Origin of the sequence: Enterococcus alishanensis, from assembly GCF_019218635.1 — a bacterium.
Lineage (GTDB): Bacteria > Bacillota > Bacilli > Lactobacillales > Enterococcaceae > Enterococcus_A > Enterococcus_A alishanensis.
This window is the reverse complement of the sequence record NZ_JAHUZB010000007.1, coordinates 1-21872: the sequence shown is the minus strand read 5'-3', so window position 1 is coordinate 21872 and position 21872 is coordinate 1. Positions and strand designations below refer to the sequence as shown.

Here is a 21872-nt window from a genome sequence, read left to right as displayed (position 1 = left end):
AAAATTTTGAACTAAACAGCAGGCGGAGCACAAAATTTCCGTGGTCAAATCATACAAAAGATAACTAGCGTTTTGGCCATTAGAAACAGTGATAATGGAAAAACGGCAAAATTACTCTGATTTTTTTATGAATTTTAAAGAAATATTTGATGAAAAATCTATAAGTTTCAGAAAACGGTATCAAAAAGAATTATACTAGAATTATGATGAGAAGAGGGAGGTGCCAGTGTGGTAAGCGGTTTCAGGAGATTCATGTGAAAATACAAACATTAGATTGGAGTATGGACAATGGAGGAGAACAAACGGATCAAGTGGTTTACGGTATCAATGATTGCCTTTAGTATGGTATGGGGCTTTGGTAATGTCGTAAACAACTATGCGCAACAAGGTACTTCGGTAGTCACATCATGGATTTTAATCATGGTACTTTACTTTATTCCTTATGCGTTGATTGTCGGACAATTAGGTTCTACATTCAAAGACAGTTCTGGCGGGGTAAGCTCGTGGGTAAAAGAAACGACTGGTAAGAAAAGGTTGGCTTATTATGCGGCTTGGACTTATTGGGTGGTGCACATCACTTATTTAGCGCAAAAACCGCAATCAGTGTTAATCGCGTTAGGTTGGGTATTTAGAGGCAACGGCAATGTGGCGACTAATATGAGCGTCCAAACCGTAGCAATTATTTCTTTAGTTATATTTTTAATTTTCCTATTTCTATCAACAAAAGGTTTGAATACCTTGAAATTTATCGGAAGTTTGGCCGGTACAGCAATGTTGGTGATGTCAATTCTATTTATCATTTTAGCAGTAGCTGTACCATTCATTACTCCAGGTTTTGAAGCAGCTACGCCAGATTTGACTAGCGCCAGCACCTATATACCAGATTTTAACTTAGGTTATTTCGCAACGATTTCGATGCTGGTATTTGCGGTTGGTGGGGCTGAAAAGATTTCACCTTATGTAAATGCAATTGATCGTCCCGCTAGAAATTTCCCGAAAGCCATGATTTTTATGGCATTAATGATTGCGATCAGTGCTATTCTAGGCTCAGTAGCAATGGCTATGTTGTTTGACAGCAACAATATTCCCGATGATTTAATGGCAAACGGGGCATATAGCGCTTTCCAAATCTTAGGAAATTACTTTGGTGTCGGTAACTTATTTATGATTATTTATGGTTTGGCAAATGCAGCTGGACAATCTGCTGCGTTAGCCTTCTCAATCGATGCACCATTGAAAATTTTATTAAATGATGCCGATCCAGAATTTGTTCCTCGTTGGTTAAGAAAACGGAATGCCAAAGGTACTCTAGTCAATGGATATTTACTAACGGGTGTCTTAGTAATTATTATCATCATCTTGCCAATCTTTGGTATTGAAAACATGAGTGAATTGGTTAAATGGTTGACCAACTTAAACTCAGTTGTGATGCCAATGCGTTACGTTTGGGTATTCTTCGCCTACATGATGTTGGTTAAACAAGCGAAAAAATTCAACTCTGAATACAAATTCATTAAGAATCCGAAAATTGCCTTTGTCGTTGGTCTTTGGTGTTTCTTATTTACAGCACTTGCTTGTATTTTAGGAATGATTCCAAAAATCGAATACGCTGCAAACCCAGGTTCTTGGATGTTCCAATTAGCTTCAAATATTATTACGCCATTTGTTTTAATCGCTTTAGGGATGATTTTACCAATGATTGCCAAACGCGAACGAGCAAAAGGAATCGAATAAAATTAAGCTACTCAACAAAAATGTTGGGTAGCTTTTTTAGTAATAGCTGCATTGGGATCTCCAAAAAAAGAAAGCATGAATGAAGCTGTTACTTCATTCATGCTTTTTCAAGATGTAAAATCGGATAAGGTCGTCCATCATCATCAAGTGGCGAACGACTAGCTACCTTAAAACCATTTTTTTGATAAAAACGTAACGCCCGCGGATTGTCTTCGTTGACATCAATTTTGGTGATACCATCATCTTCCATTAGTTGTTGCAAAATTTGGTTACCATATCCTCGTCCAAAGTATTCTGGTGATAGAAATAGCATTTCTAAACTATTTTCAGCAGTTCCAGAAAAACCAATCAACTGATTTTCTTCCTGCCAAACTTTTAATTGAACATGTTCGAAATAGTGGGGCAAATTTTTTTCGATGGTTCTTTGATCTGTTTCTGATAAAAAATCATGGGTGGCTCTGACGGAGTCCCGCCATAAATTGATTAAGGCTGCTTCATCATTTTTTTCAGCTAAACGCCAAGTTAAAGTCATATTTTATTCTCCTTTTGAAAGATAGATTTGCTATTTAAATCAAGTTTTTTTGATTTAATTAAAATAAATAACTCTTCGATTGCTGGAACTACGCTTAAAAGAGCTAAACTATAGAAAATTGTCGCATATTTTAGAGAAAAAGGAAATAGCATAAAAATTGTTAGACCCATTAGTTTGTTTAGATAAGTATGTAAAAATGCCAAAGTTTTAAACTTATAAAACCCAATAAGAAGTGATAAAATTTTAACAAAAAAAGTTGGCAATAAAAATAGTAGAAAATTTATTGGAAACAAAGCTTGTGTGATGACCATCAGCAGTAAAGAACAGACAAAAATGAAATCGGCTAAGCTATCTAATATAGCCCCTTTTTCAGAAATGAAGTCAAACCTTCGAGCCATCCAACCATCTACCATATCTGTCAGACCACAAAGATAATAAAGTATCAGCCAAGTGACACTAAAAAAAGGCAGTCCGAATAATGGAATGGTTAATATTATTCTGCTGATAGTTAAAATATTTGGCAAATTTTTCATAAAGACTCCTTTAAAATAATTATCTTCAGTATAACGTAGCCCCTTAAAACTATCTTGTATTAACTGTAAAAAAATGCAGAAAAATGAAGGGATTGTTTTTATCTGCTATACTTAACTGAAAGTAGCGAGGGGAGGTTGGGAAAATTTATAGCTTGATTGTCTGTATTCAGATTGTAAGTTTCTTTTTGATTTTTAAAAAAGTTTCGGCTTATTCATTTACCATTGGAGAATTCATTATTTATCCTTTAATGATGATTGGTTTAGGTTTGATTTTTAGTAATAGATTCGGTGTTTGGAGCGCCTTGCTTTTTTTTGTGCTGTTTATTTTGATTGGCTTAAAAAAAGAAGGGAAGTTTCAGTTTATTATTGTTTTTTACGCATTATATGCTTTACTGATGAATTCTTTTTTAGGTTATATCGTTGCCCAACCTTTTGAGTATTTATTTTCGACTTTGGATTTTTTACCGCGAGACTTCTTGTATTTGTCAGTTGCAGTTACCCCAGCAATTTTAAATTATTTGATATTGGCGGCTTTAAATCATTGGCTGCCAGAGTATGCCATTAAGTCTTTACGGCAAGTGAGTAATTTTGCGATGGGAATTTTGACTTTAATTTTAGCTTCGGTAACTGGCTTACTATACACAATTTTGACGGTGGAAAATCAGAATCAAGCAGGTACTTGGTGGAACAACTTAATTATTATGAGTTTATTTATGGTGGTGATTTTTTCACTACTTTTGTTAAATACCTTTTATCAACGGCAAAGAAAACAAGAAATTCACGCCTTAAAAGAAGTACAATTGAGCCAATTGCAAGAATACACCAAACACATCGAAGCATTATATGAAGAAATGAATCATTTCAAGCATGATTATATCAATATTTTAAGTAGCTTGGATGACGGTATCAGAGAAAAAAATATGAAAAAAATTACGCAAACTTATCGGACTGTGATTGCGCCAACTAAGCAAAATTTCCAAAATAATCACTTTATGATTGCTCGCTTGAGTAATATTCTAGTTCCAGAAATTAAAAGCTTACTTTCAGCCAAACTATTGCTGGCCAAACAGCAAAATATTGAGGTGCAAATCGAAGTGGTGGCACCAATTACCGAATTTAATATGGATTTATTGTCTTTGATTCGAATAATATCAATTTTATTGGATAATGGGATTGAAGCCGCAGAGTTAACTGAAAATCCTTGGTTGAAGTTAGCAATTTTTGAAGAGGATGACACACAAATTATTGTAATCGAAAATAGTAGTCCTGAGATGGTGAATATTAAAAAAATTGCCGACAAAGGTTACTCTTCTAAAGGAATGAATCGCGGGATTGGTTTATACACTGTAAAAATGTTACTGGCTGAAACTCCTTATGTTTGGCTAGAAACTAGCAGTGAAACGATGAAGTTTTCACAAGTGTTAAAAATTATGGGGGACAAAAAGTGAATATATTTATTTTAGAAGATGATTTAATTCAGCAACAAAACCTACAACGAACCATTAAAGAACTGTGCCAACAAGAAAGAATTGTCTATCAGCATCTGATTGTCACTGCAAAGCCAGAAATCATACTAGAAAAAATTGCCTTAGCTAGTCGCCATAATCTTTATTTTTTAGATATGGAGATTGAAGACCATAAAGAAACCGGCTTAGAAGTCGCCCAAGCTATCCGCAAGAAGGATCCTTTTGGAACGATTGTTTTCATAACAACTCATTCTGAAATGGCACCGCTGACTTTTTCTTATAAGGTTTCAGCTTTAGATTTTATTGAAAAGGACCAATCCGCTGTAGACATTAGAAATGAGATTCGAGAATGTTTACTACTTGCTGAGGAAAGGATCGAAAAAAGTGTCAGTGATGATGCTTTTATTCTTAAAAACAAATACAGTAATCTACAAGTACCTTATTCAGATATTTATTATTTTGAAACGACAGGGACGTCTCATAAATTACGGCTAGTGACGGCAAAAAAAATGCTTGAATTTTATGGAGAATTAGCAGAGATTGAGGCCATGGATCAGCGTTTAATGCGTTGCCACCGGGCTTTTATTATTAATTTAGCTAATGTCGTATCTTTTGACCGCAGCAATAAAACGGTGTTATTTCCAAATGGGGATGAATGCCTTGTATCACGCCGTTTGATGAAAGAAGTTGCTCAGAAAATCAGCCAGTAAAGTTGAAAAACTTTGCTGGTTTTTTGCTGTTCAGGCAAGTTGACTGACCGTTTATGAAGTAAGCTATTTTCTCTAATACTTCTTAGCTATGCTAGGTTCAAGCAAGAGGAGGAGAAAAAATGACAGGCATGATTCAAATTAATCAAGTGAGTAAAAATTTTAAAGCTACACAAGTAGTTTCTCGAGTCAATATGACTATTAAAGAAGGAGAAATTTACGGTTTCTTAGGACCAAATGGCGCGGGTAAAACCACCATCATGAAAATGATTTTGAATTTAATTAAACCTACCACAGGAGAAATTCGGGTAGAAAATGAATTGATTCAGAAAAACTCTTATCAGTATCTCAAAAATATTGGCAATATTATCGAGACACCGGTTTTTTACCAGCAATTAACGGCTGAGGAAAATCTATCTCTTCACGCAGAATACATGGGTAAAACTTCTTCCGCCAAGATTTCAGAAGTTTTAAAAATTGTTGGCTTAGAACAAGTAAGAAATAAGTTAGTCACAGAATTTTCATTAGGAATGCGCCAACGTCTTGGAATCGCCCGTGCAATTTTAACTGAACCGAAAATATTGATCTTAGATGAGCCAATTAACGGTCTAGATCCGATTGGTATCAAGGAGATTCGTGAATTGTTATTGTATTTAAAGCAAGAAAAGGGGATGACTATTTTAATCTCTAGTCATATTGTATCTGAGATTGAATGGATTGCTGATACGATTGGTGTGATTGATCAAGGTCAGCTATTAAAAGAAGTCAGAATGTCAGATATACGGGCACAAAATACCTCTCATTTGATGGTAGAAGTCGATCAACCAGAAAAAGCATTAGAAATCCTACAAACAAAGTTAGGTATTCAAGATATGCAACAAACACATAGCAGGATCCAAATCTATGACCAGCAAGTCGATCAATCACTAGTCACTCAAATGTTAGTTAAAGCAGATATCCGTATTTTGAAAATAGAACAAAATCAAGAATCTCTGGAAGAATACTTCTTAAATATGATTGGTAAGGGGAAATAAAAAATGATAAAAATAATGAAACTAGAATGGCAGAAAAATCATTTGGCAAAATATATTAAAACAACCGTGATCAGCACAATTGTGATTTTTGCAGTTACGGCTTTTATGGCGATTGTTTCAAAAAATCAGTCGGAGTTAATGTTCACTGATTTTACAACTTATATGTCTTTTGTAAATATTATCATTAGAGTAGTATTTGTGATTTTCTCAGCGGTTTTATTGTCTCGTTTAGTAGTGGATGAATACAAAAATAAGACCATTCAAGTTCTATTTACTTATCCGGTTAATCGTCTGAAGGTAATGCAAAGTAAATTATATTTAATTGTTGGCTTTTGCTTTCTCAGTATTTTATTTGCGACGTTGGTGATCAGTTGTCTGACTTTATTGTTAAATCCAACTTTAGAATTATTTCCAAAAGCTATGACCAGCCAGGATATCGTAGAAACAATTCCAAGTCTGGCGTTAGTTTCATTAATGACTGCTTGTTTGAGTCTGATTCCTTTATATTTTGGCATGAAGAAAAAATCCACTTCTACCACAATTACGTGGGGTGTCATTATTGGATTATTAGTGAATGCGACAGTGTCTGATGGTAGTTCTACGGTGAATTTAGGGCAAATGCTGGTGGTACCAGTGATACTAGCTTGTGTAGGATTATTGATTGCTTATTTGTCATTTCGACAAATCAATAACCAAGATATTTTATAGGAGGAAGACAATGAATAAAAAGATGTTAATAATCAGTGGGATTTTAATGATTGTAGCCGGCTTTTTCGTTTGGAATCAAGTGTCATCTTCACAAGAAAATGATATTTTTAATTTATCTGAGGTTGAAATGATCTCAATTGATACGGAAGAGTGGGATGTAAATTTAGTCGAAACAAATAGCCAACAAATCAAAGTTTCAGCCGAAAACTTAAATCACGGTGACGGGGCAAAAGCGAAATTAGTCGATGGCACCTTGAAAATTCAACAAGGAACATCAAAAAATGGCTTATTCGGTGGTTTCAGTTTTAAAAATAATAGTCAGCTAACTGTCGAAATACCTGTGAATAATTATAAAAATTATCAAGTGACTACTCAATCAGGTGATATTTCTTTGAATCGAGTCAATTTAGCTAAGTCCAAGATTGAAAGTTCCACTGGTGATATTTATTTAAATAAAATTAGTGCACACGAAAATGCCAGCATCGAGACCAAAAATGGCGACATCGATTTGTCTTTTAAAACCAAGCCAACTGATTTAAAATTAAAGACTTCTGCTGAGTTTCTTGATACTGAACAGGATTTGAACGATTTTAACTCAGGCAAACAACAATTAGATTTGCGTTGTCCTGACGGAACGATGACCATCTATTAAAAGACCACAAAAAGTCAATTGTTTAGCTGACTTTTTGTGATCTTTTATCTATATTAAATTTAATAAATCGGATGGTTTTTTTAAAAAGTAATCTGCTTCTGTGAACATCGCTAAATCCAATGCCCCCCAATTAGCAACAGCAAATTTTATCCCATAAGCTTTGGCACTTTTCATATCATATAACGAATCACCAATATAAATCGTTTCACCTTTTTCGACGGACAACAAATCAATCGCTTTTTGGATCGGTTCAGGATGAGGTTTGTGATTTTCAGTATCAGATGCCGTGATAAAAACATCAAAATAGTGATTCAAATTAAAAATATCAAATTCAGTTTTCATTTCGTTACTGGTTTTAGAGGTAACAACCCCCATTTTAATTCCTGCAGCTTTTAATTTTTTTAAAATTTCTTCAATCTCAGGATAAACAGACACGTGTTCAGCGTACAATAAGACATTTTTATTCCATGCTTTTAACAGCTTTTCCAATTCTGCTTCATCAGCGGTAAATTCTTCCAAAGCAGCTCTTCCAGGAATTCCTAAAATATAGTTTAAATCTTCAATCTCTACTGACAGTTGCATTTCTTCCAGTAAGGTTTTTTGCAGGGAATGGGTCATAACATAAGCAGTATCAATCAAGGTACCATCAACATCGAATAAGATAGTTTTAAACATTTTCCGACTCCTTCGTATAGATAATTTTATTTTTGCCAATTTTTTCTGCTAATTCTCTAGAGATTTTTTGATCGGTCACTAGAAAATCAATTTCTTTAAAAGGATAGACTAAAAAGTTATGGGTCAAACCAATTTTGGTATGGTCACAAAGAAGTACGATTGTTTTAGCTTGCTGGCGAATCAAGGTTTTCATCGCAATGTCTTCATCATGGGCATAATAAATGCCTTTTTCGTCGATTCCGGCACAACTAAGAAAGGCGACCTCAATTGTATATTTCGATAGTTCTAAAAGAGGTAGCCCGCCAGTAACAGCCCGTGTTTCACGATTAAGCTTTCCCCCTAGCATTGTCGTTTGATAGAGAGTATTGCGTAGTAATTGATCGGAAATATCTAGCCCGTTTGTAAGAGTGTACAACTCTTTTTTTGTAGGTAGAAACTGAGGCATTAAAGAAACGGTTGTGGAGACATCAAAAAAAAGAGTTTGATTTTGAGTGATGAATGTTACAGCTTTTTTGGCAATCTCTTTTTTTATTTGAGTCAAATTGTTGGTGCGATCTAAAAAGCTGTCGATTTTGTTGAAGGAATCTTTTAGGCTAATTCCGCCGTAGTTTCTGGTAACTAATTGATTATCAGCAAGCTTAATCATGTCTCGGCGGGTGGTATCACGAGAAGCACCAGTCAGCGAAATAATGTCTTGTAAACTCAATGATTTTTCTTTTACCAATTGATCCATGATGAGTTGTAATCTTTTTTGCTGGTTCATAAAATTCACCATCTCTATTAAGTTAATTTAAGTATATTTTTATAATAAACTAAAATAGCTTAAAAAGATACAAAAAAATACTACACACGTTATGTAGTATTAAAAGCTGATTATTTATATTGAATCATTGCCGAATAACCCCAAAAACTGTGTTGATATTTAATATCGACAATTTCAAATCCCTGGGTGTCTATTTCTTTTAACGCCTCATTTATTTTTACGTTTAAGCGACTGGAACCCCAGGTACTCTCTACTAAGTATACTTGCATGAAAAAACTCCCTTCTATTTTTTTAATTTTATCGGAAATTTATTTATGATACAATCACAATTTTTTTCCATCAGAAAAATGCGATTGTTAGTAATGAGCAATTCTTTATTGATTTTTTTAAGGTAGTGTTATATTAAATTTATCGAGTGATAAATTTTTGATTAAAGAGGGGATATTTATGTTTTTAGCAATTAATGAAATTAGACATGCCAAGTTACGGTATGGTTTAGTAATCGGTGTGATGTTTTTAATCGCTTATCTAGTTTTTTTCCTAACAGGATTGGCTTATGGATTAGCTCAAGATAATCGAACCGCTGCAGATAAATGGCAGGCGGATGAAATTGTTTTGGCAAAGGATGCCAATGGAACTTTGGCAATGTCGATGATTCCACAAGAAGAGGCGGAAAAAGTCGAAGCGGGTAAAACAGCAATTTTGACGCAAACCGCAGGAGTTGTAAGTGTGGTGGGAAGTAATGCAGACAAAATTGATGTTAGTTTTTTTGGAATCAATAAGGATCAATTCCTGATGCCGAATATTGTTAGCGGAAAAGCTTTCTCTGGCGACAATCAAGCTGTTGCTGATATTAGTTTGAAAGAGGAATACAATGTCAAACTAGGGGACACGATTAAGCTTTCAGGTAATGATAAGAAATTAAAAATTGTTGGATTTACCGACAATGCAAAATTTAATGTAGCACCTGTGGTTTATACGACGATTCCCGCTTATCAAGAGATTCGTTTCGAAACCAGTGGCGTTAGTGACAATCCGCGAGTCAATGCGATTGTGACTCGTGGAGAAGTTAAAAATTTACCGGATGATTTGGAAAAAGTTAAAATGAGTACTTTTATCAATGATCTACCAGGATACAGTGCACAAGTATTGACTTTCGGCTTTATGATCGGTTTTCTGATTGTGATTGCGGCAATCGTGATTGGGATTTTTATTTATGTTTTAACAATGCAAAAAATTAATATTTTCGGAGTTTTAAAAGCGCAAGGAATTTCCAGTGGATTTATTGCTCGTTCGGTGGTGGCGCAAACCTTTATCTTAGCTTTTGTCGGTGTGGCGCTAGGATTATTAGGTACAGTCGGTACATCATTAGTATTACCAACAGCCGTTCCATTTCAAGGAAATTGGCTCTTTTATGGCGGCATTAGTTTGATGATGTTATTAGTAGCAATCCTGGGGGCCTTTTTCTCGGTCCGAACGATTGTTAAAATTGATCCGCTAAAAGCGATCGGGTAAAGGAGACGAAAAAATATGGCAGCAATAACATTTAAAAATGTTGAGAAAAAATTTCAAGATGGTGATCAAGAAATTGAAGCCTTAAAAGAAACTAATTTTCAAGTAGAAAAAGGCGAATTTGTAGGTATTATCGGACCTTCTGGCTCTGGTAAAAGTACGTTTTTAACTCTAGCAGGTGGCCTACAAACACCTTCAAAGGGTGAAGTCTTAATTAATGACGCAGCCTTCAGCGACACGAAAGAAAAGGAACGAGCGAAATTACGTTTTAAAGAAATTGGCTTCATTTTACAAGCCTCAAATTTGGTTCCTTTTTTAACTGTCAAAAAACAATTAGTTTTAGTCGATAAAGTTAATAAAGCTAGTCAAATTTCGGTTGGTGAAAAAATGTTTGAACAACTAGGGATTGCTTCGCTGAAAAATAAGTATCCAGAAGAGCTTTCCGGTGGAGAACGTCAACGTGTAGCGATTGTTCGAGCATTGTACAATGATCCTTCAATTATTTTAGCAGATGAACCCACTGCTAGTTTAGATTCGGAAAAAGCCTTTGAAGTCGTAGATATTTTGGCACAAGAAACCAAAGAAAAAAATAAAGCAACTTTAATGGTTACTCATGATACCCGTTTGATTGAAAAATGTGATAAAGTATTTGTGATGAAAGACGGTGTTTTAACCGAGAAAAAGTGAGTGGAAACGATGGTTCAAAAATATAATAAAGATACAGAACAAAAAATTTTGGCGGTAGGCAACGAACTTTTCATGGAGCAGGGCTATTATGCAACCTCAACCCGGCAAATTGCCAAAGCTGCTGGAATAACTCAACCGAATTTGTACCATTATTTTAAAGACAAGGAAACCTTGTATGTTGCAGTAATTGAAAAATTATTGACTGAAGTAGGAGAAGATTTAAGCGGAATTCTCCAGCAACATTTAGATTTTCAACAATCCTTAGAAGCGATGGCGAATTATTTGATGACTACCCATTATTTCGATTTAAATCGGATGCTACAGGATTTGGCGAAATATATCACACCAGTTACCCGTTACCAGATTTTCTCATTATGGAAAGAAAATTATCGCCAACCTTTTGAAGACTTGTTTCAAAGGTATGGTCACGAGATGCGTAGCCAAATTTCACCAGAGCTAGCGGCGAGACATTTCTTCTTTGTCCTATCTCCGTATATCACGCAAAAAGAGCAGGCTATTGATGAAGGTTTATCTAGCCAGACGATTGTTGACCTTTTTCTCCACGGTATTATTGAAAGCTAAAAAGAACCGACCATCTGTTATTAATAGATGGTCGGTTTTTATTTTAATAATTAAGAAAAGGTAAAGAAAAATATAAAATCTTCTTCTCTGCTCTTTTATATTAACATATTTTTGTCCGAATTTCAAGATTGTATAAATTCTTGTTTTATGATATTTAGTCTGTAGAATGGGGGGATGATAGATGGGGAATTTTGATATCACGTTATTTAATCAGGTTTTGCCAGTAACTATTAAAAAAGTTGAAGACGAATTAAATCAATTAACGGTAAAAAAAGGTTTTGCACTTCAGGCAGCCGAGGTAGAGAACTTATTGGTAGAAAGAAATCAACTTTTTTTAGAAAACCATCTGATTGATTTTGGCTTAGACAATGTGATTTATTTGGCTGAAGAAATTTTAAGAGAAGAAGTCTGGGGTAAGCGTGATTTTTTAGAGAAATTAGCTGACGTAATGGAGATTTTTTATTATCTGAGAGGCAACGAAAATCAGTCTATCTCAGATGATGAATTAATTGAGGGCATTGGTAAAGTCGCAGCCTTTTATGAAGGAAATATGGATCGTGTAAAAGGTTATTTTGAAGACCATTCTTTTTTAGAAGTGGAGGGTGAGTCATGGGAAATGGATTAGTTCGCCAAGACCAAGAACATCAGGATTTATTAAAAGAATTAATCATGAAACGATTAAGTGGCTCGACGGTCTTACCGATTGAGGAGATTCAAAATATTCAAATGTCCTTAAATTTTGTTTTAAGTAAAGTTGAATTGTCAAACAGTTTAAAACAACAATTTGAATCAGGTAAAAATGAACTACAGCGAAAAATCACCGACACTGAAAAGTTATACAAGCACATAATGGAGAATCTTGAAGACTATGGTGTCTTGGCAATCAGAGAATCACTCATGAGTTTTGCTGATTTTTTTAAACAGTACCAACTAGATTTTACAGCACATCAAGTCAATGGACTATCTTTAGATTATTTGCTGGCGCAACCAGTTGATGATCAGACCTATCAAGGAATTGATTTTGTAGAAAACTACCTGACAAGATTTAACATAGAAGCTGATTTCTTAAATAAGTTTCCCAAAGAGCGACTTTTGTTACTATTTCAAACAGCTAGTCACCAATTGGATTACGACTATCAAATTGACGTCAACAATTTGTTTGAGTTGGTCTTCTTCCAATTCTTAGCTAAAAAATTTGTCGGGAATCAATCTTCATTTTTGTTAAGTTCATTTGAAATAGCCTATCTGTGGGGGAATAAAAGTAGTTTTCTGTTAAATAGTCGTCTTTTTTTGGAAGAAATAAATAACGAATATTATTTCTTTGTGTTTGAAAAATTCGTTGCTTTCATTACTGGCTTGCAAAATGAAACAGCTTTAGGAAATTTATTCATCACACTACCAACCGAAACTAATACGTTATCGGTTAATCCACCGATGTCCGCTGTGAAATACAATCAATTACAAGAAAAAATAAAAAAAGGTATAGCGACAAAAGAAATAGCAAATTTTCTAGAAAGTCCTTATGATTTATTGGAGCTGGTAGAAGATGAAACGATTTCTCCTAAAAATATAATTGCATTGATAAATGAAATTGCTTTTCCTTTATTTGCAGCTTTTGTCTTACTGATTCGGAAAAAAGAACGTCAAGATTGGCATACCATAGTTGATTTACGAAAGCTGTTAGACATTGATACAATTACTCTCGGTATAAAATCACGAGCAGAAAAACTAGAATTAGAGGAAGTAGAGGGATTAACGATAATCTTACAAAAATTTGAATTAGATATGACTGATTTTAATTAAAATAATTGTTTTACTCATTCTGTTAAAAGGTTAAGGGAGAAAGTTGCCCTTAATCTTTTTTTTTGAGAAATGATCAAGTAAAAGTTAGCTCTGAATAAATATTTTTAGTGGTAAAATATTTATTTGTCAGATTTCCATTTTAAATTTTGGAAATAAATTTTAATATTCCGAAATTTTAAATATTTATTTTATTTTTTGAAAATATTCTTATTAAAACACTGTTTTTTACTAATTACAGGTGTTATAATAAATTACAAATGATAACGCATACATTTTTTAGCTTGCTTTTATTAAGGATTTATTAGTTTTGCTTTAGAATTATATTGTGGAATAATAGCTTGTTTTTTTGTCCTTTGATTGAAATTGTCAGTTAATCAGTGTAGCAAGTTCAGTTTTTTTGTCAATTCAGTTCATCTGTTTGTAACTGCATCTATCAAATAAAAATTTACAACTGGTGAAAATATTTCACTTAAACTTGCTCTGAATGTGCTAGTTGATGTGGATAATAGAAACATTAGTCATAATTTTGAAAGAGAGTATTTTTACAAGGTAAATTATTTACGGATGGTATAACCTAAATTCATGAGAGCGTTTCTTCACAATGAATCAAGCCAAATTTGAAGTAGGTCATTCAATCTGGTTGATAAAAAGAAGGAGAGGGCTTCAGCTAATCAAATAATCCTATTTATCGAATTTCAATCTTAATTTCAGTGATACCGGCAGTCATCATCATGTATTGGGAAAAGTTGCAATAAATTGATTAATTAATTTTGGGTAATTATCAAAAAAAATCGCGCTTTACGGAAAATAATGCGTATTTATTACTTGAGGGTAATTTTAACTGCCCTTTAAAAAAAACGAAAGTAGGTGGCCGATATGTGCCGAATTTTATTATTAACCAAGTGTGTCTTCGCTGAACAAGAATTAGAAGAAAAAATCCGTCAGTTGGGACATGAAGTGCTATCTAGCACAAGCTTATTAAAGTCTATTCTGCAAGAACGTTTGCCAGAATGTTTTTTACAAGAATTTCAGATTGTTTTGCTGAGCGAATCCATTACCAATGGTGAAAATTTTGCCGTGGTAGAAAAATTGCAAAACAAAGCGAGTTTAATTGTTCAACTAAGTGAAAAAAATCATCAAGCGGAACAAAAAAAATCTGCTGTGACTGCTTACCTTTCGCCAAATGCACCATTAGAGGAGGTCCGAGAGATGCTTCATCTAGGAGAAAGTAAAAAAAATAATTATCCAAGTGGTCAAGAAATTCTCCAACAATTATCATTGACTAAACGAGAGCAAAAATTGCTACAAGAATTAGTTCGAGCTGAAAATAAAGTTCTCTCACAAGAAGAATTGGCACATCAAATTTGGAACAAAGAACAGTTAGACAATTCAGCAAAATGCCAAATGTCTACTTTAATCAGAAAAATCAGGGACAAGATGGAGTATGCTGGTTTCGACAGCTCATTATTACAAACAGCTCGTGGGGAAGGTTATGTGTTACGATCAAGTTGAATGTAAATTTGTTAAAGATGTGTTGTAGTAAAAAATCAGTAGTTATTTTAATAAAATAAATCGAAGAATCTCGGGTATTGCCCGAGTTTTTTTTGTTATTTTAAAACTTCATCGTAAATTCTATGACGAAAGTATGAATTTTTTCTAAAATAATTGGTATTGGTATAGAGGCAAAAGCTTGATTTTATAGTGGTAAAAGTTATGGAAAATTTTATATGCAAAGATTTAAGGAATTTTAGTTAAAAATTAGTGTTCGTTGATCCAAATTAGTGATTTTTTTATGACTTCTGGTATAGTTATTTTGGCATTCGAATACTATCGCAGAAAGAAGTGGTTTTACGTGAATCGAATCAAACAAGGCTTAAAGAATCGTTGGAATATTTTATTAATTGCCGGCATTTATTTTTGGGCTAAAACAATTTTGGCTTATTATATTGACTTTTCTTTAGGTGTCGAAGGTTGGATTCAGACGGCAATCTTATGGATTAATCCAATCGCCACGATGTTGTTACTATTTAGTAGTTTTTTATATATAAAAAAATTGAAACCAGCTTTAATTGTATTGTGGCTAGCAGATTTATTGAATACCTTGGTGTTGTACATCAATATTATTTATTATCGTGAATTTACTGATTTTGTGACAATTAAGTCAATTTTAGGGTTTTCGAAAGTTTCTGAGGGAATATCGGGTAGTTCTTTAGCTTTGATGCGCATTCACGATATTTTCTATTGGTTAGATATTTTTCTATTATTAGCAGGAATTATTTATTTATTTGTTAAAAAAGTAGATATCACATCAAAACCAGTCAAAAAAACAGCCGCAGTTGCAGTAAGTATCTTTTCAGTATTGTTTTTTACAGTTAATTTATCAGTTAGCGAAGCCAATCGACCTCAGCTTTTACAACGAACTTTTGATCGAAATTATCTGGTGAAATATTTAGGTTTAGATACTTTTACAGCCGTTGATGGTTTTAACACAGCAAAAGCCAATGAAGTGAGAGCTAACGCATCTTCTGGTGATATCAATGATGTATTGAATTATACGAAAAGTCATTATGCTGCTCCAGATGAAAGTAAATTTGGGATTGCTAAAAACCGCAATATCATCGTATTGCATTTAGAAAGTTTCCAACAGTTTTTGATTAATATGAAGGTTGATGGCCATGAAGTTACACCGTTTTTAAATAGTCTCTACAATGATGATCAACAAACGTTGTCTTTTGATAACTTTTTCAATCAAGTTGGACAAGGGAAAACTAGTGACGCAGAAAACATGTTGGAAACTGGTACCTATGGCTTAACACAAGGTTCATTATTTACTCAGCTAGGTTCTGACAATACTTTCCAAGCGGCACCAGCCATTCTGAATCAAACGGAAGGTTATTCTAGTGCAGTTTTTCATGGAAATGTTGGCAGTTTTTGGAATCGGGAAGATGTTTATAAAAATCTAGGTTACCAAAACTTCTTTGATAAATCTTATTTTAGTTCGGATGATGAAACATTAGGTTATGGTATTTTAGATAAAGACTTGTTGCGGGAAAGTGTGTCTCATCTTGAGCATTTACAACAACCTTTTTATACGAAATTTTTAACAGTCACTAATCATACACCGTATTTAACCGATAATAGTAATTTTGATTTTCCATCATTAAATACTGGCGATGAGGTAGTCGATAATTATGTACGAACGGCTCATTATCTTGATCAAAGTTTAGAACAATTTTTTACGTATTTAAAAGCTTCCGGAATTTATCAAAAATCAATTTTCATGATTTATGGTGACCATTACGGAATTTCGGATACGAACAACCCTGATTTAGCTGAAACTTTGGGTAAAGATAAAGCAAGCTGGGATAGTTATGATAATGCAATGTTGCAAAGAGTGCCTTTGATGTTTCATATACCTGGCTATACAGGTGGAGGTGTTCAACACCAATATGGTGGAGAAATTGATGTGTTGCCAACTTTATTGCATTTAGTTGGTGTTGATACAAAAAATTATGTTCAATTTGGGAGCGATTTGCTTTCTGAAAATCATGATCAAGTTGTTGCTTTTAGAAATGGGGATTTTGTAACGCCTCAATATACTGAGCTAGGTGGGAAAACTTATGATACCAATACTGGCGAATTGATCGATTCACAAGCTGCAGGTATTGAAACTGAGATCCAAAATGAGCAACAAAATGTCAAAAAAGAACTAGAACTTTCTGATAAGTTAAATGAAGAAAACTTGTTACGATTTTATACACCAGAAGGATTTACAGCAGTTGATCCTAAATCCTATAATTACAAGAATCTAGATCAACAAAATGAAGACAAGGAAAAACAGCTTGGCGCAAAATCCACCAGTATATTTTCTGAGAATAATGATCAGACGACTATTAATTTATATCCAACAGATAATAGTACTGAAGAATAATATAGCTAAATCAGCCTTTGAATAAAAGGCTGATTTTTTAATAAAAAACAATATAGTTTTTTTGGAAAAAGAAATAACTATTCTGTAAATTAGATTATAAATAAACATAAACGTTTTTTTATAATAGAAGTATTGTTTGTTGGTGATAAGTTTCCTTACAGATAAATACATTTTTTGCTGACGCTATAATTTTTAGAATTTATCTTTTGTACATAGGAAATAATTAGTAATTCTTCAATGAATAATTACTAAAAAATAGAGATCATTTCAGAATAAAAAAAAATTCTAAGGGATCGTTAATAATTTTTTTTCGTTATTGTAATTTGTTGAGTGTTTTACTGGATTTTTTTTAAAAGATATCATATTATAACAGAAGCCTCCTGTTGTTTCGTTACAAAAACAAACTGTAGGTTCGGACAGCTTCTTAATTGAAGCTGTCTTTTTTTGTATTCAATTTATATATTTTTGGATGAAGGGAAATTAGCTCAATAAGTCAATCATTCAATTGATTCCATTTGAATAGGTCAATCGGATTGAAAAAATAGCTTTAGATCTAATAAACAAAAACGTAACTGTATTCTCCTAAAGAAGAAGCTAAATTTCTAAATAATTGACAAAACTTTATCAGCCTAGTTTTTTATAAGTCAGAAGTATTTCTTTTGTTACTAATATTACTTACCTTTGAAAAATACAAAAGTTTCAAATAATATGTATATTTTGTTTAATTGTGAATAAAAATAGACTATTTCATGATTTTAAATTAGAAATTCCCGGAATTAGCTTTTTATCTCAGAAAAGACTAGACGAAATATGACATTTAGATTACAATTATTTCATTGATGTGACTAAAGCATCAAATAAGATAGGAGAGAGGAAGATTTTTATGCGATTAGGAATGAAAAGTGGTTTATTAGTCGGGCTTTGTTTAGTTGGATTACAAGTACAAGTGGGAGCAGTTCAATCATATGCAAGTGAAGTTACAAGCGAGCAACAACCACAAATTACAGAAAATCAAAGCAATTATGAACAAGAGAAACAGGAAGCTTTAACAGCTGGTTATACTTTGGAACAGTTCGAAGCAATCATGGCAATACCTGATTTTGCTTCAGATTCAACCGCTCAAGTTTTTTCTGCTACTACTCGAGCAGCAGCGACCGATCAACAAAAAGTTGTTAATATGGCTCAAGCACAAGTGGGTAAACCTTTTGGCTGGGGAGCTGTTGGACCAAATGCATTTGACGCGTCTGGCCTTGTACAATATGTTTTTAAAAATGCGGTTAACATGAGCGTTCCAGCTCCGACTACATCCCAAGAAAGAGTTAGTAGAGATGTTAGTATGAACGCCTTACAACCAGGAGATTTATTGTTCTGGGGGAACAAAGGAAATTCTACTAATGTTGCCATCTATATTGACAATGGTCAATATATTCATTCGCCGGGACCAGGTCAAACAGTGAAAGTTGGACAAATTGCTTGGTATCGACCTGATTTTGCTAAGAGAGTTTTGACAGATACACCGAAAAAGCGTCCAAGTATAGATGGGCAACAAGCAAATGAAAGATATGTTTTCAGATTATACAATGGTTACGAAGGCAACCATCATTACACACAAGATTTAGGTGAAGCAACGAATTTACAAAATGTTGGCTGGAACTATGAAGGTGTTGGCTGGGCTGCACCAACGACTGGCGATACCGTTTACCGTTTGTACAATCCAAACAATGGTCGTCATTTCTATACATTAAGTGCTTCAGAACGAGATTGGTTAGTAACAGTTGGTTGGAAGAGTGAAGGTGTGTCATGGAATTCTGGCGGAAGCGTTCCTGTATATCGTGTATACAATCCAAATGCAACCGGTAGTCAGGATAGTCATGTTTACACAACCAATGCTGGCGAAAAAAATAATTTGGTTCGCTTAGGTTGGAGAGATGAAGGAACTGCTTGGTATGCGGTTCGTTCTTTACAATAAGAGATTAAAAAAAGAAGTCCTCGAATTTTTAAGCCTCTAAAATAGGATGCACTCACTGCGTCCTGTTTAGAGGTTTTAATTATGCTCGATAAAATGAAAAAAGGAATCATTGGACATCAAAAAGCTAGTAAGATGACCGATTTGAGATTAGTAGTGCTAGTAACAGGAATTGTCAGTCTGTCGAATAAATGTAAAAAATCATCAGTCATAAATGAGTACAATAAAAAGCCCACAATTGGGCTTTTTATTGCATACGAATATCTAGTTCTCTAACAAATTCATCTTCGTTAATAATTTTAAAATCTTTGACGATTAAATGGTTTTCATCATTGGAAGGATCGAAAGACCCTTTTACAGAAATCAAATATTTGTTATTATGCAACATTAAAAATTTCATGCTGACAAAAAAATTACCGATGACACACTTAATTGTCCCAGATTCTGTTTCTAAAGTGAATCTTGCTAGAGAATCTCGTATTTCGACATTTGTGAGTAATCCAACGTAATTTTTCATATTTCCACCTCGTCAATTATTCTATAATATGAGAATATTTTTTTGAAGTAATAAGACGTTTTTTTTAAAAAAATTAAAAAATAATATCAGTTATTTTAATATGTAAATATCACTATTATATGGTTTTTATATAGATACGAAAGAATATAAAATAGATATGCAATAGGATTTAAGTTGTTTTAATTTTGTTATTTAATATATTTTGAAAAACATTATATTGATAATTTTGACGAAAAAAGCATTTAGACGTCCTAATAAAACAGTTCTAAGCGTATTTTTTGAGAGTATAATTATGTTTGTCTGTAATGTGGAATTCTAGTTAAAACTAAATTTTTTAATTGGGAGATAAAGGTTCAGGTCTTACAGAAGAAATATATTAAAACGCCCAAGCTAATTGCTTGAGCGTTTCCGTTTGTAGAATTAGGTTCGTCGAGTGTTTTTTTACAATAAACAATTAAACTAAGTTTAAAAGAGAAACCATGATATAAACGGATAACAATAAGGGAAGATAACTTATTTTAATCAACAATCTAAATCATTGAAAGACGTTGTTTAAAAAATGTCGTAAACCTTCAGTGTATATTTCTGGATTCGTATCAAATGATTTGCCATGGATAGCGCCATCAACTACTAGTTTTTCTTTGTATCCAGGACTGGCATTATACATGTCTTCCATGTGGCTAATAGGTATAAAATCATCCGCACCACCATGAATGAATAATTTTGGAACATCTGTATTTTTAGCACTTTCTATTGGAGAAATTTGATCGATACTAAAACCTAATCTAGACTCAGTTCTTTGACTGATTTGATTTACTAATTGTTTAAAATCAACATTTTTTATTATAGGTAATAATTCTGAAAACCAAGAAAAAGCTTGTAGCATTTCCTCATGCAAATCAGCATACCCACAATCTTCAATATATGCAACAACATTAGGATGTGGAACATTTTGTGACAGTACCGTGGTGGATGCTCCCATCGAAACGCCCATTAATACGATTTTTTGATCGCTATTGGTTCGATTGACTTCATCATTAATCCACATATTTAAATCATCTTTTTCGTAGTATCCAAAAGTAATATATTTACCATCGCTTCCGTTTACTGCGCGACTGCTAATTAATAGGACATTAAATCCTTCTTCTGAAAAGAATTTGGCTTGTTTTATCAACTCATATTTTAATGCACGATAACCATGATGTAAGATAACAGTTTTATCAGAACCGTTATCAATATAACGACCTCGGAGCGTTATTGGATTGCTTACTTCTTCGCCATTTTCTTTTCGATATGTTTCTGTTGTAGTGATTGTTCGATCGCTAGTATTTTCTAACTTTTCATACCAATTTTTTACATACCAGTCAACACTGTCTATTTCGGGATTCTCTTTAATTTTTAAATCATCAAATAAATTCATAATTGGAATATCTGATTCAAAAATAACTCGAAACATCAAATTTGCTACAATAGAAGGGGCTTCTTGTTCAGATAATGTGGTACCTTGAATAATATTTTCTTCTGCTTCTGACAATTCTTCTTCAAAATCATTAATGATTTCTTCGCGATTATCCAGTGAGAAATCTTCGGTAGCTTGGGCATTTGAGCCGTTAATAAAGAATAAACTACAAACAGCGAGGCAAAAAAACATTCCTTTTTTCATAACATCACCAATCCTTTTTTTAATTATTAATTTCTTAATCAATCAAAATTAAAAGTTTCGAGTATCTAGATCGTTATAAAAAATTTATCAGATAGCGCTTACAAGAACAATGGAAAAAATTACCGTAACGTTACGGCAACTTTTTATTTTTTAGATAAAAATTTAGAATGACCGTTCTAATGGATAGCGTATTAAAAACATCCGCTGCCTTTCCTATCTCAAACTTATATCAATTGGGTAGATATTTTTTTGGGTAAGTTACGAGTTAAAAGAAATTAATAAATTGAAATAATCAAAGGGTGTTCAAAAGACCTTCAAAAAAAATCCGCTAAGCGTCAGTAGAAAAGGCTCTACATCAATGCTTAGCGGACATCATATTCTATTTGGCGGGAATGTGTAGGTTTAAA

Annotated in this window: 21 protein-coding genes; 14 read left to right on the top strand and 7 right to left on the bottom strand. The window is 33.3% G+C overall.

Translation table 11 applies throughout. The features are described from left to right. Window positions 1-288 precede the first annotated feature (288 nt). Window positions 289-1734, top strand: coding sequence for an amino acid permease (locus KUA55_RS14915; protein ID WP_218327187.1), 1446 nt, complete (start codon window positions 289-291; stop codon window positions 1732-1734). Between the two features lie 97 nt (window positions 1735-1831). Here KUA55_RS14915 and KUA55_RS14910 read toward each other — a convergent pair whose 3' ends face one another. Next, window positions 1832-2266: a GNAT family N-acetyltransferase gene (locus tag KUA55_RS14910; protein ID WP_218327186.1), complete on the bottom strand. Its 435-nt coding sequence runs from the start codon at window positions 2264-2266 to the stop codon at window positions 1832-1834. Continuing rightward, a complete protein-coding gene (locus KUA55_RS14905; protein WP_218327185.1) occupies window positions 2263-2799 on the bottom strand; it encodes a CDP-alcohol phosphatidyltransferase family protein in 537 nt (178 codons plus the stop codon). Before KUA55_RS14905 ends, KUA55_RS14910 begins: the two co-directional genes overlap by 4 nt. Window positions 2800-2984: 185 nt before the next feature. Here KUA55_RS14905 and KUA55_RS14900 point away from each other — a divergent pair, with 185 nt between their 5' ends. The 5 genes from KUA55_RS14900 to KUA55_RS14880 all read left to right on the top strand — a co-directional run bounded on the left by KUA55_RS14900 (window position 2985) and on the right by KUA55_RS14880 (window position 7366). Further along, the gene (locus KUA55_RS14900; protein ID WP_218327184.1) at window positions 2985-4247 is read left to right on the top strand and encodes a GHKL domain-containing protein; all 1263 of its coding nucleotides are present in this window, start codon (window positions 2985-2987) and stop codon (window positions 4245-4247) included. Then, complete coding sequence (locus KUA55_RS14895; RefSeq protein WP_218327183.1) at window positions 4244-4975, top strand: response regulator transcription factor; 732 nt, start codon at window positions 4244-4246, stop codon at window positions 4973-4975. Before KUA55_RS14900 ends, KUA55_RS14895 begins: the two co-directional genes overlap by 4 nt. 119 nt (window positions 4976-5094) lie before the next feature. Beyond that, the gene (locus KUA55_RS14890; RefSeq protein ID WP_218327182.1) at window positions 5095-6006 is read left to right on the top strand and encodes an ABC transporter ATP-binding protein; all 912 of its coding nucleotides are present in this window, start codon (window positions 5095-5097) and stop codon (window positions 6004-6006) included. A gap of 3 nt (window positions 6007-6009) precedes the next feature. Further along, window positions 6010-6714, top strand: coding sequence for an ABC transporter permease (locus KUA55_RS14885; protein WP_218327181.1), 705 nt, complete (start codon window positions 6010-6012; stop codon window positions 6712-6714). 10 nt (window positions 6715-6724) lie between these two features. Further along, a complete protein-coding gene (locus KUA55_RS14880) occupies window positions 6725-7366 on the top strand; it encodes a DUF4097 family beta strand repeat-containing protein (RefSeq protein ID WP_218327180.1) in 642 nt (213 codons plus the stop codon). A 48-nt stretch (window positions 7367-7414) separates the two neighbouring features. Here KUA55_RS14880 and KUA55_RS14875 read toward each other — a convergent pair whose 3' ends face one another. The 3 genes from KUA55_RS14875 to KUA55_RS14865 all read right to left on the bottom strand — a co-directional run bounded on the left by KUA55_RS14875 (window position 7415) and on the right by KUA55_RS14865 (window position 9073). After that, window positions 7415-8041, bottom strand: a complete 627-nt coding sequence (locus tag KUA55_RS14875; protein ID WP_218327179.1) for an HAD family hydrolase — start codon at window positions 8039-8041, stop codon at window positions 7415-7417. Beyond that, window positions 8034-8804, bottom strand: a complete 771-nt coding sequence (locus tag KUA55_RS14870; RefSeq protein ID WP_218327178.1) for a DeoR/GlpR family DNA-binding transcription regulator — start codon at window positions 8802-8804, stop codon at window positions 8034-8036. Before KUA55_RS14870 ends, KUA55_RS14875 begins: the two co-directional genes overlap by 8 nt. Before the next feature lie 110 nt (window positions 8805-8914). Next, window positions 8915-9073 carry a hypothetical protein gene (locus KUA55_RS14865; RefSeq protein WP_218327177.1) on the bottom strand — a complete coding sequence of 53 codons (159 nt, stop codon included), beginning with the start codon at window positions 9071-9073 and terminating at the stop codon, window positions 8915-8917. A 178-nt stretch (window positions 9074-9251) separates the two neighbouring features. Here KUA55_RS14865 and KUA55_RS14860 point away from each other — a divergent pair, with 178 nt between their 5' ends. The 8 genes from KUA55_RS14860 (at window position 9252) to KUA55_RS14825 (ending at window position 19288) form a co-directional block, all read left to right on the top strand. After that, window positions 9252-10319, top strand: coding sequence for an ABC transporter permease (locus tag KUA55_RS14860; RefSeq protein WP_218327176.1), 1068 nt, complete (start codon window positions 9252-9254; stop codon window positions 10317-10319). A 15-nt stretch (window positions 10320-10334) separates the two neighbouring features. Next, entirely contained in the window at window positions 10335-11003 is a 669-nt protein-coding gene (locus KUA55_RS14855) for an ABC transporter ATP-binding protein (protein ID WP_218327175.1), read from the top strand. A gap of 9 nt (window positions 11004-11012) precedes the next feature. Beyond that, window positions 11013-11585: a TetR/AcrR family transcriptional regulator gene (locus KUA55_RS14850; RefSeq protein WP_218327174.1), complete on the top strand. Its 573-nt coding sequence runs from the start codon at window positions 11013-11015 to the stop codon at window positions 11583-11585. Between the two features lie 181 nt (window positions 11586-11766). Then, complete coding sequence (locus KUA55_RS14845) at window positions 11767-12210, top strand: DUF6323 family protein (RefSeq protein WP_218327173.1); 444 nt, start codon at window positions 11767-11769, stop codon at window positions 12208-12210. Next, entirely contained in the window at window positions 12195-13388 is a 1194-nt protein-coding gene (locus tag KUA55_RS14840) for a DUF6179 domain-containing protein (protein WP_218327172.1), read from the top strand. The genes KUA55_RS14845 and KUA55_RS14840 overlap by 16 nt, the downstream gene beginning before the upstream one ends. 876 nt (window positions 13389-14264) lie before the next feature. Beyond that, window positions 14265-14900: a winged helix-turn-helix domain-containing protein gene (locus KUA55_RS14835; RefSeq protein WP_218327171.1), complete on the top strand. Its 636-nt coding sequence runs from the start codon at window positions 14265-14267 to the stop codon at window positions 14898-14900. Between the two features lie 340 nt (window positions 14901-15240). Then, on the top strand, window positions 15241-17319 hold the full coding sequence (locus KUA55_RS14830) for an LTA synthase family protein (protein WP_218327170.1): 2079 nt from the start codon (window positions 15241-15243) through the stop codon (window positions 17317-17319). 883 nt (window positions 17320-18202) lie between these two features. Continuing rightward, the gene (locus KUA55_RS14825) at window positions 18203-19288 is read left to right on the top strand and encodes an NlpC/P60 family protein (protein WP_218327169.1); all 1086 of its coding nucleotides are present in this window, start codon (window positions 18203-18205) and stop codon (window positions 19286-19288) included. Between the two features lie 244 nt (window positions 19289-19532). Here the strand turns inward: KUA55_RS14825 and KUA55_RS14820 are convergent, their stop codons facing one another. Together KUA55_RS14820 and KUA55_RS14815 are read right to left on the bottom strand one after the other, a co-directional pair. Beyond that, window positions 19533-19802, bottom strand: a complete 270-nt coding sequence (locus KUA55_RS14820) for a hypothetical protein (protein WP_218327168.1) — start codon at window positions 19800-19802, stop codon at window positions 19533-19535. 535 nt (window positions 19803-20337) lie between these two features. Further along, window positions 20338-21465 carry an alpha/beta hydrolase gene (locus tag KUA55_RS14815; RefSeq protein WP_218327167.1) on the bottom strand — a complete coding sequence of 376 codons (1128 nt, stop codon included), beginning with the start codon at window positions 21463-21465 and terminating at the stop codon, window positions 20338-20340. Window positions 21466-21872: the final 407 nt, after the last annotated feature.

Bases quoted from the DNA above. Each gene is read 5' to 3' on its own strand.
- KUA55_RS14915 (WP_218327187.1), top strand. From the start codon at position 289: ATGGAGGAGAACAAACGGATCAAGTGGTTTACGGTATCAATGATTGCC.
- KUA55_RS14910 (WP_218327186.1), bottom strand. From the start codon at position 2,266: ATGACTTTAACTTGGCGTTTAGCTGAAAAAAATGATGAAGCAGCCTTA.
- KUA55_RS14905 (WP_218327185.1), bottom strand. From the start codon at position 2,799: ATGAAAAATTTGCCAAATATTTTAACTATCAGCAGAATAATATTAACC.
- KUA55_RS14890 (WP_218327182.1), top strand. From the start codon at position 5,095: ATGACAGGCATGATTCAAATTAATCAAGTGAGTAAAAATTTTAAAGCT.
- KUA55_RS14885 (WP_218327181.1), top strand. From the start codon at position 6,010: ATGATAAAAATAATGAAACTAGAATGGCAGAAAAATCATTTGGCAAAA.
- KUA55_RS14880 (WP_218327180.1), top strand. From the start codon at position 6,725: ATGAATAAAAAGATGTTAATAATCAGTGGGATTTTAATGATTGTAGCC.
- KUA55_RS14875 (WP_218327179.1), bottom strand. From the start codon at position 8,041: ATGTTTAAAACTATCTTATTCGATGTTGATGGTACCTTGATTGATACT.
- KUA55_RS14870 (WP_218327178.1), bottom strand. From the start codon at position 8,804: ATGAACCAGCAAAAAAGATTACAACTCATCATGGATCAATTGGTAAAA.
- KUA55_RS14865 (WP_218327177.1), bottom strand. From the start codon at position 9,073: ATGCAAGTATACTTAGTAGAGAGTACCTGGGGTTCCAGTCGCTTAAAC.
- KUA55_RS14860 (WP_218327176.1), top strand. From the start codon at position 9,252: ATGTTTTTAGCAATTAATGAAATTAGACATGCCAAGTTACGGTATGGT.
- KUA55_RS14855 (WP_218327175.1), top strand. From the start codon at position 10,335: ATGGCAGCAATAACATTTAAAAATGTTGAGAAAAAATTTCAAGATGGT.
- KUA55_RS14850 (WP_218327174.1), top strand. From the start codon at position 11,013: ATGGTTCAAAAATATAATAAAGATACAGAACAAAAAATTTTGGCGGTA.
- KUA55_RS14845 (WP_218327173.1), top strand. From the start codon at position 11,767: ATGGGGAATTTTGATATCACGTTATTTAATCAGGTTTTGCCAGTAACT.
- KUA55_RS14840 (WP_218327172.1), top strand. From the start codon at position 12,195: ATGGGAAATGGATTAGTTCGCCAAGACCAAGAACATCAGGATTTATTA.
- KUA55_RS14835 (WP_218327171.1), top strand. From the start codon at position 14,265: ATGTGCCGAATTTTATTATTAACCAAGTGTGTCTTCGCTGAACAAGAA.
- KUA55_RS14825 (WP_218327169.1), top strand. From the start codon at position 18,203: ATGCGATTAGGAATGAAAAGTGGTTTATTAGTCGGGCTTTGTTTAGTT.
- KUA55_RS14820 (WP_218327168.1), bottom strand. From the start codon at position 19,802: ATGAAAAATTACGTTGGATTACTCACAAATGTCGAAATACGAGATTCT.
- KUA55_RS14815 (WP_218327167.1), bottom strand. From the start codon at position 21,465: ATGAAAAAAGGAATGTTTTTTTGCCTCGCTGTTTGTAGTTTATTCTTT.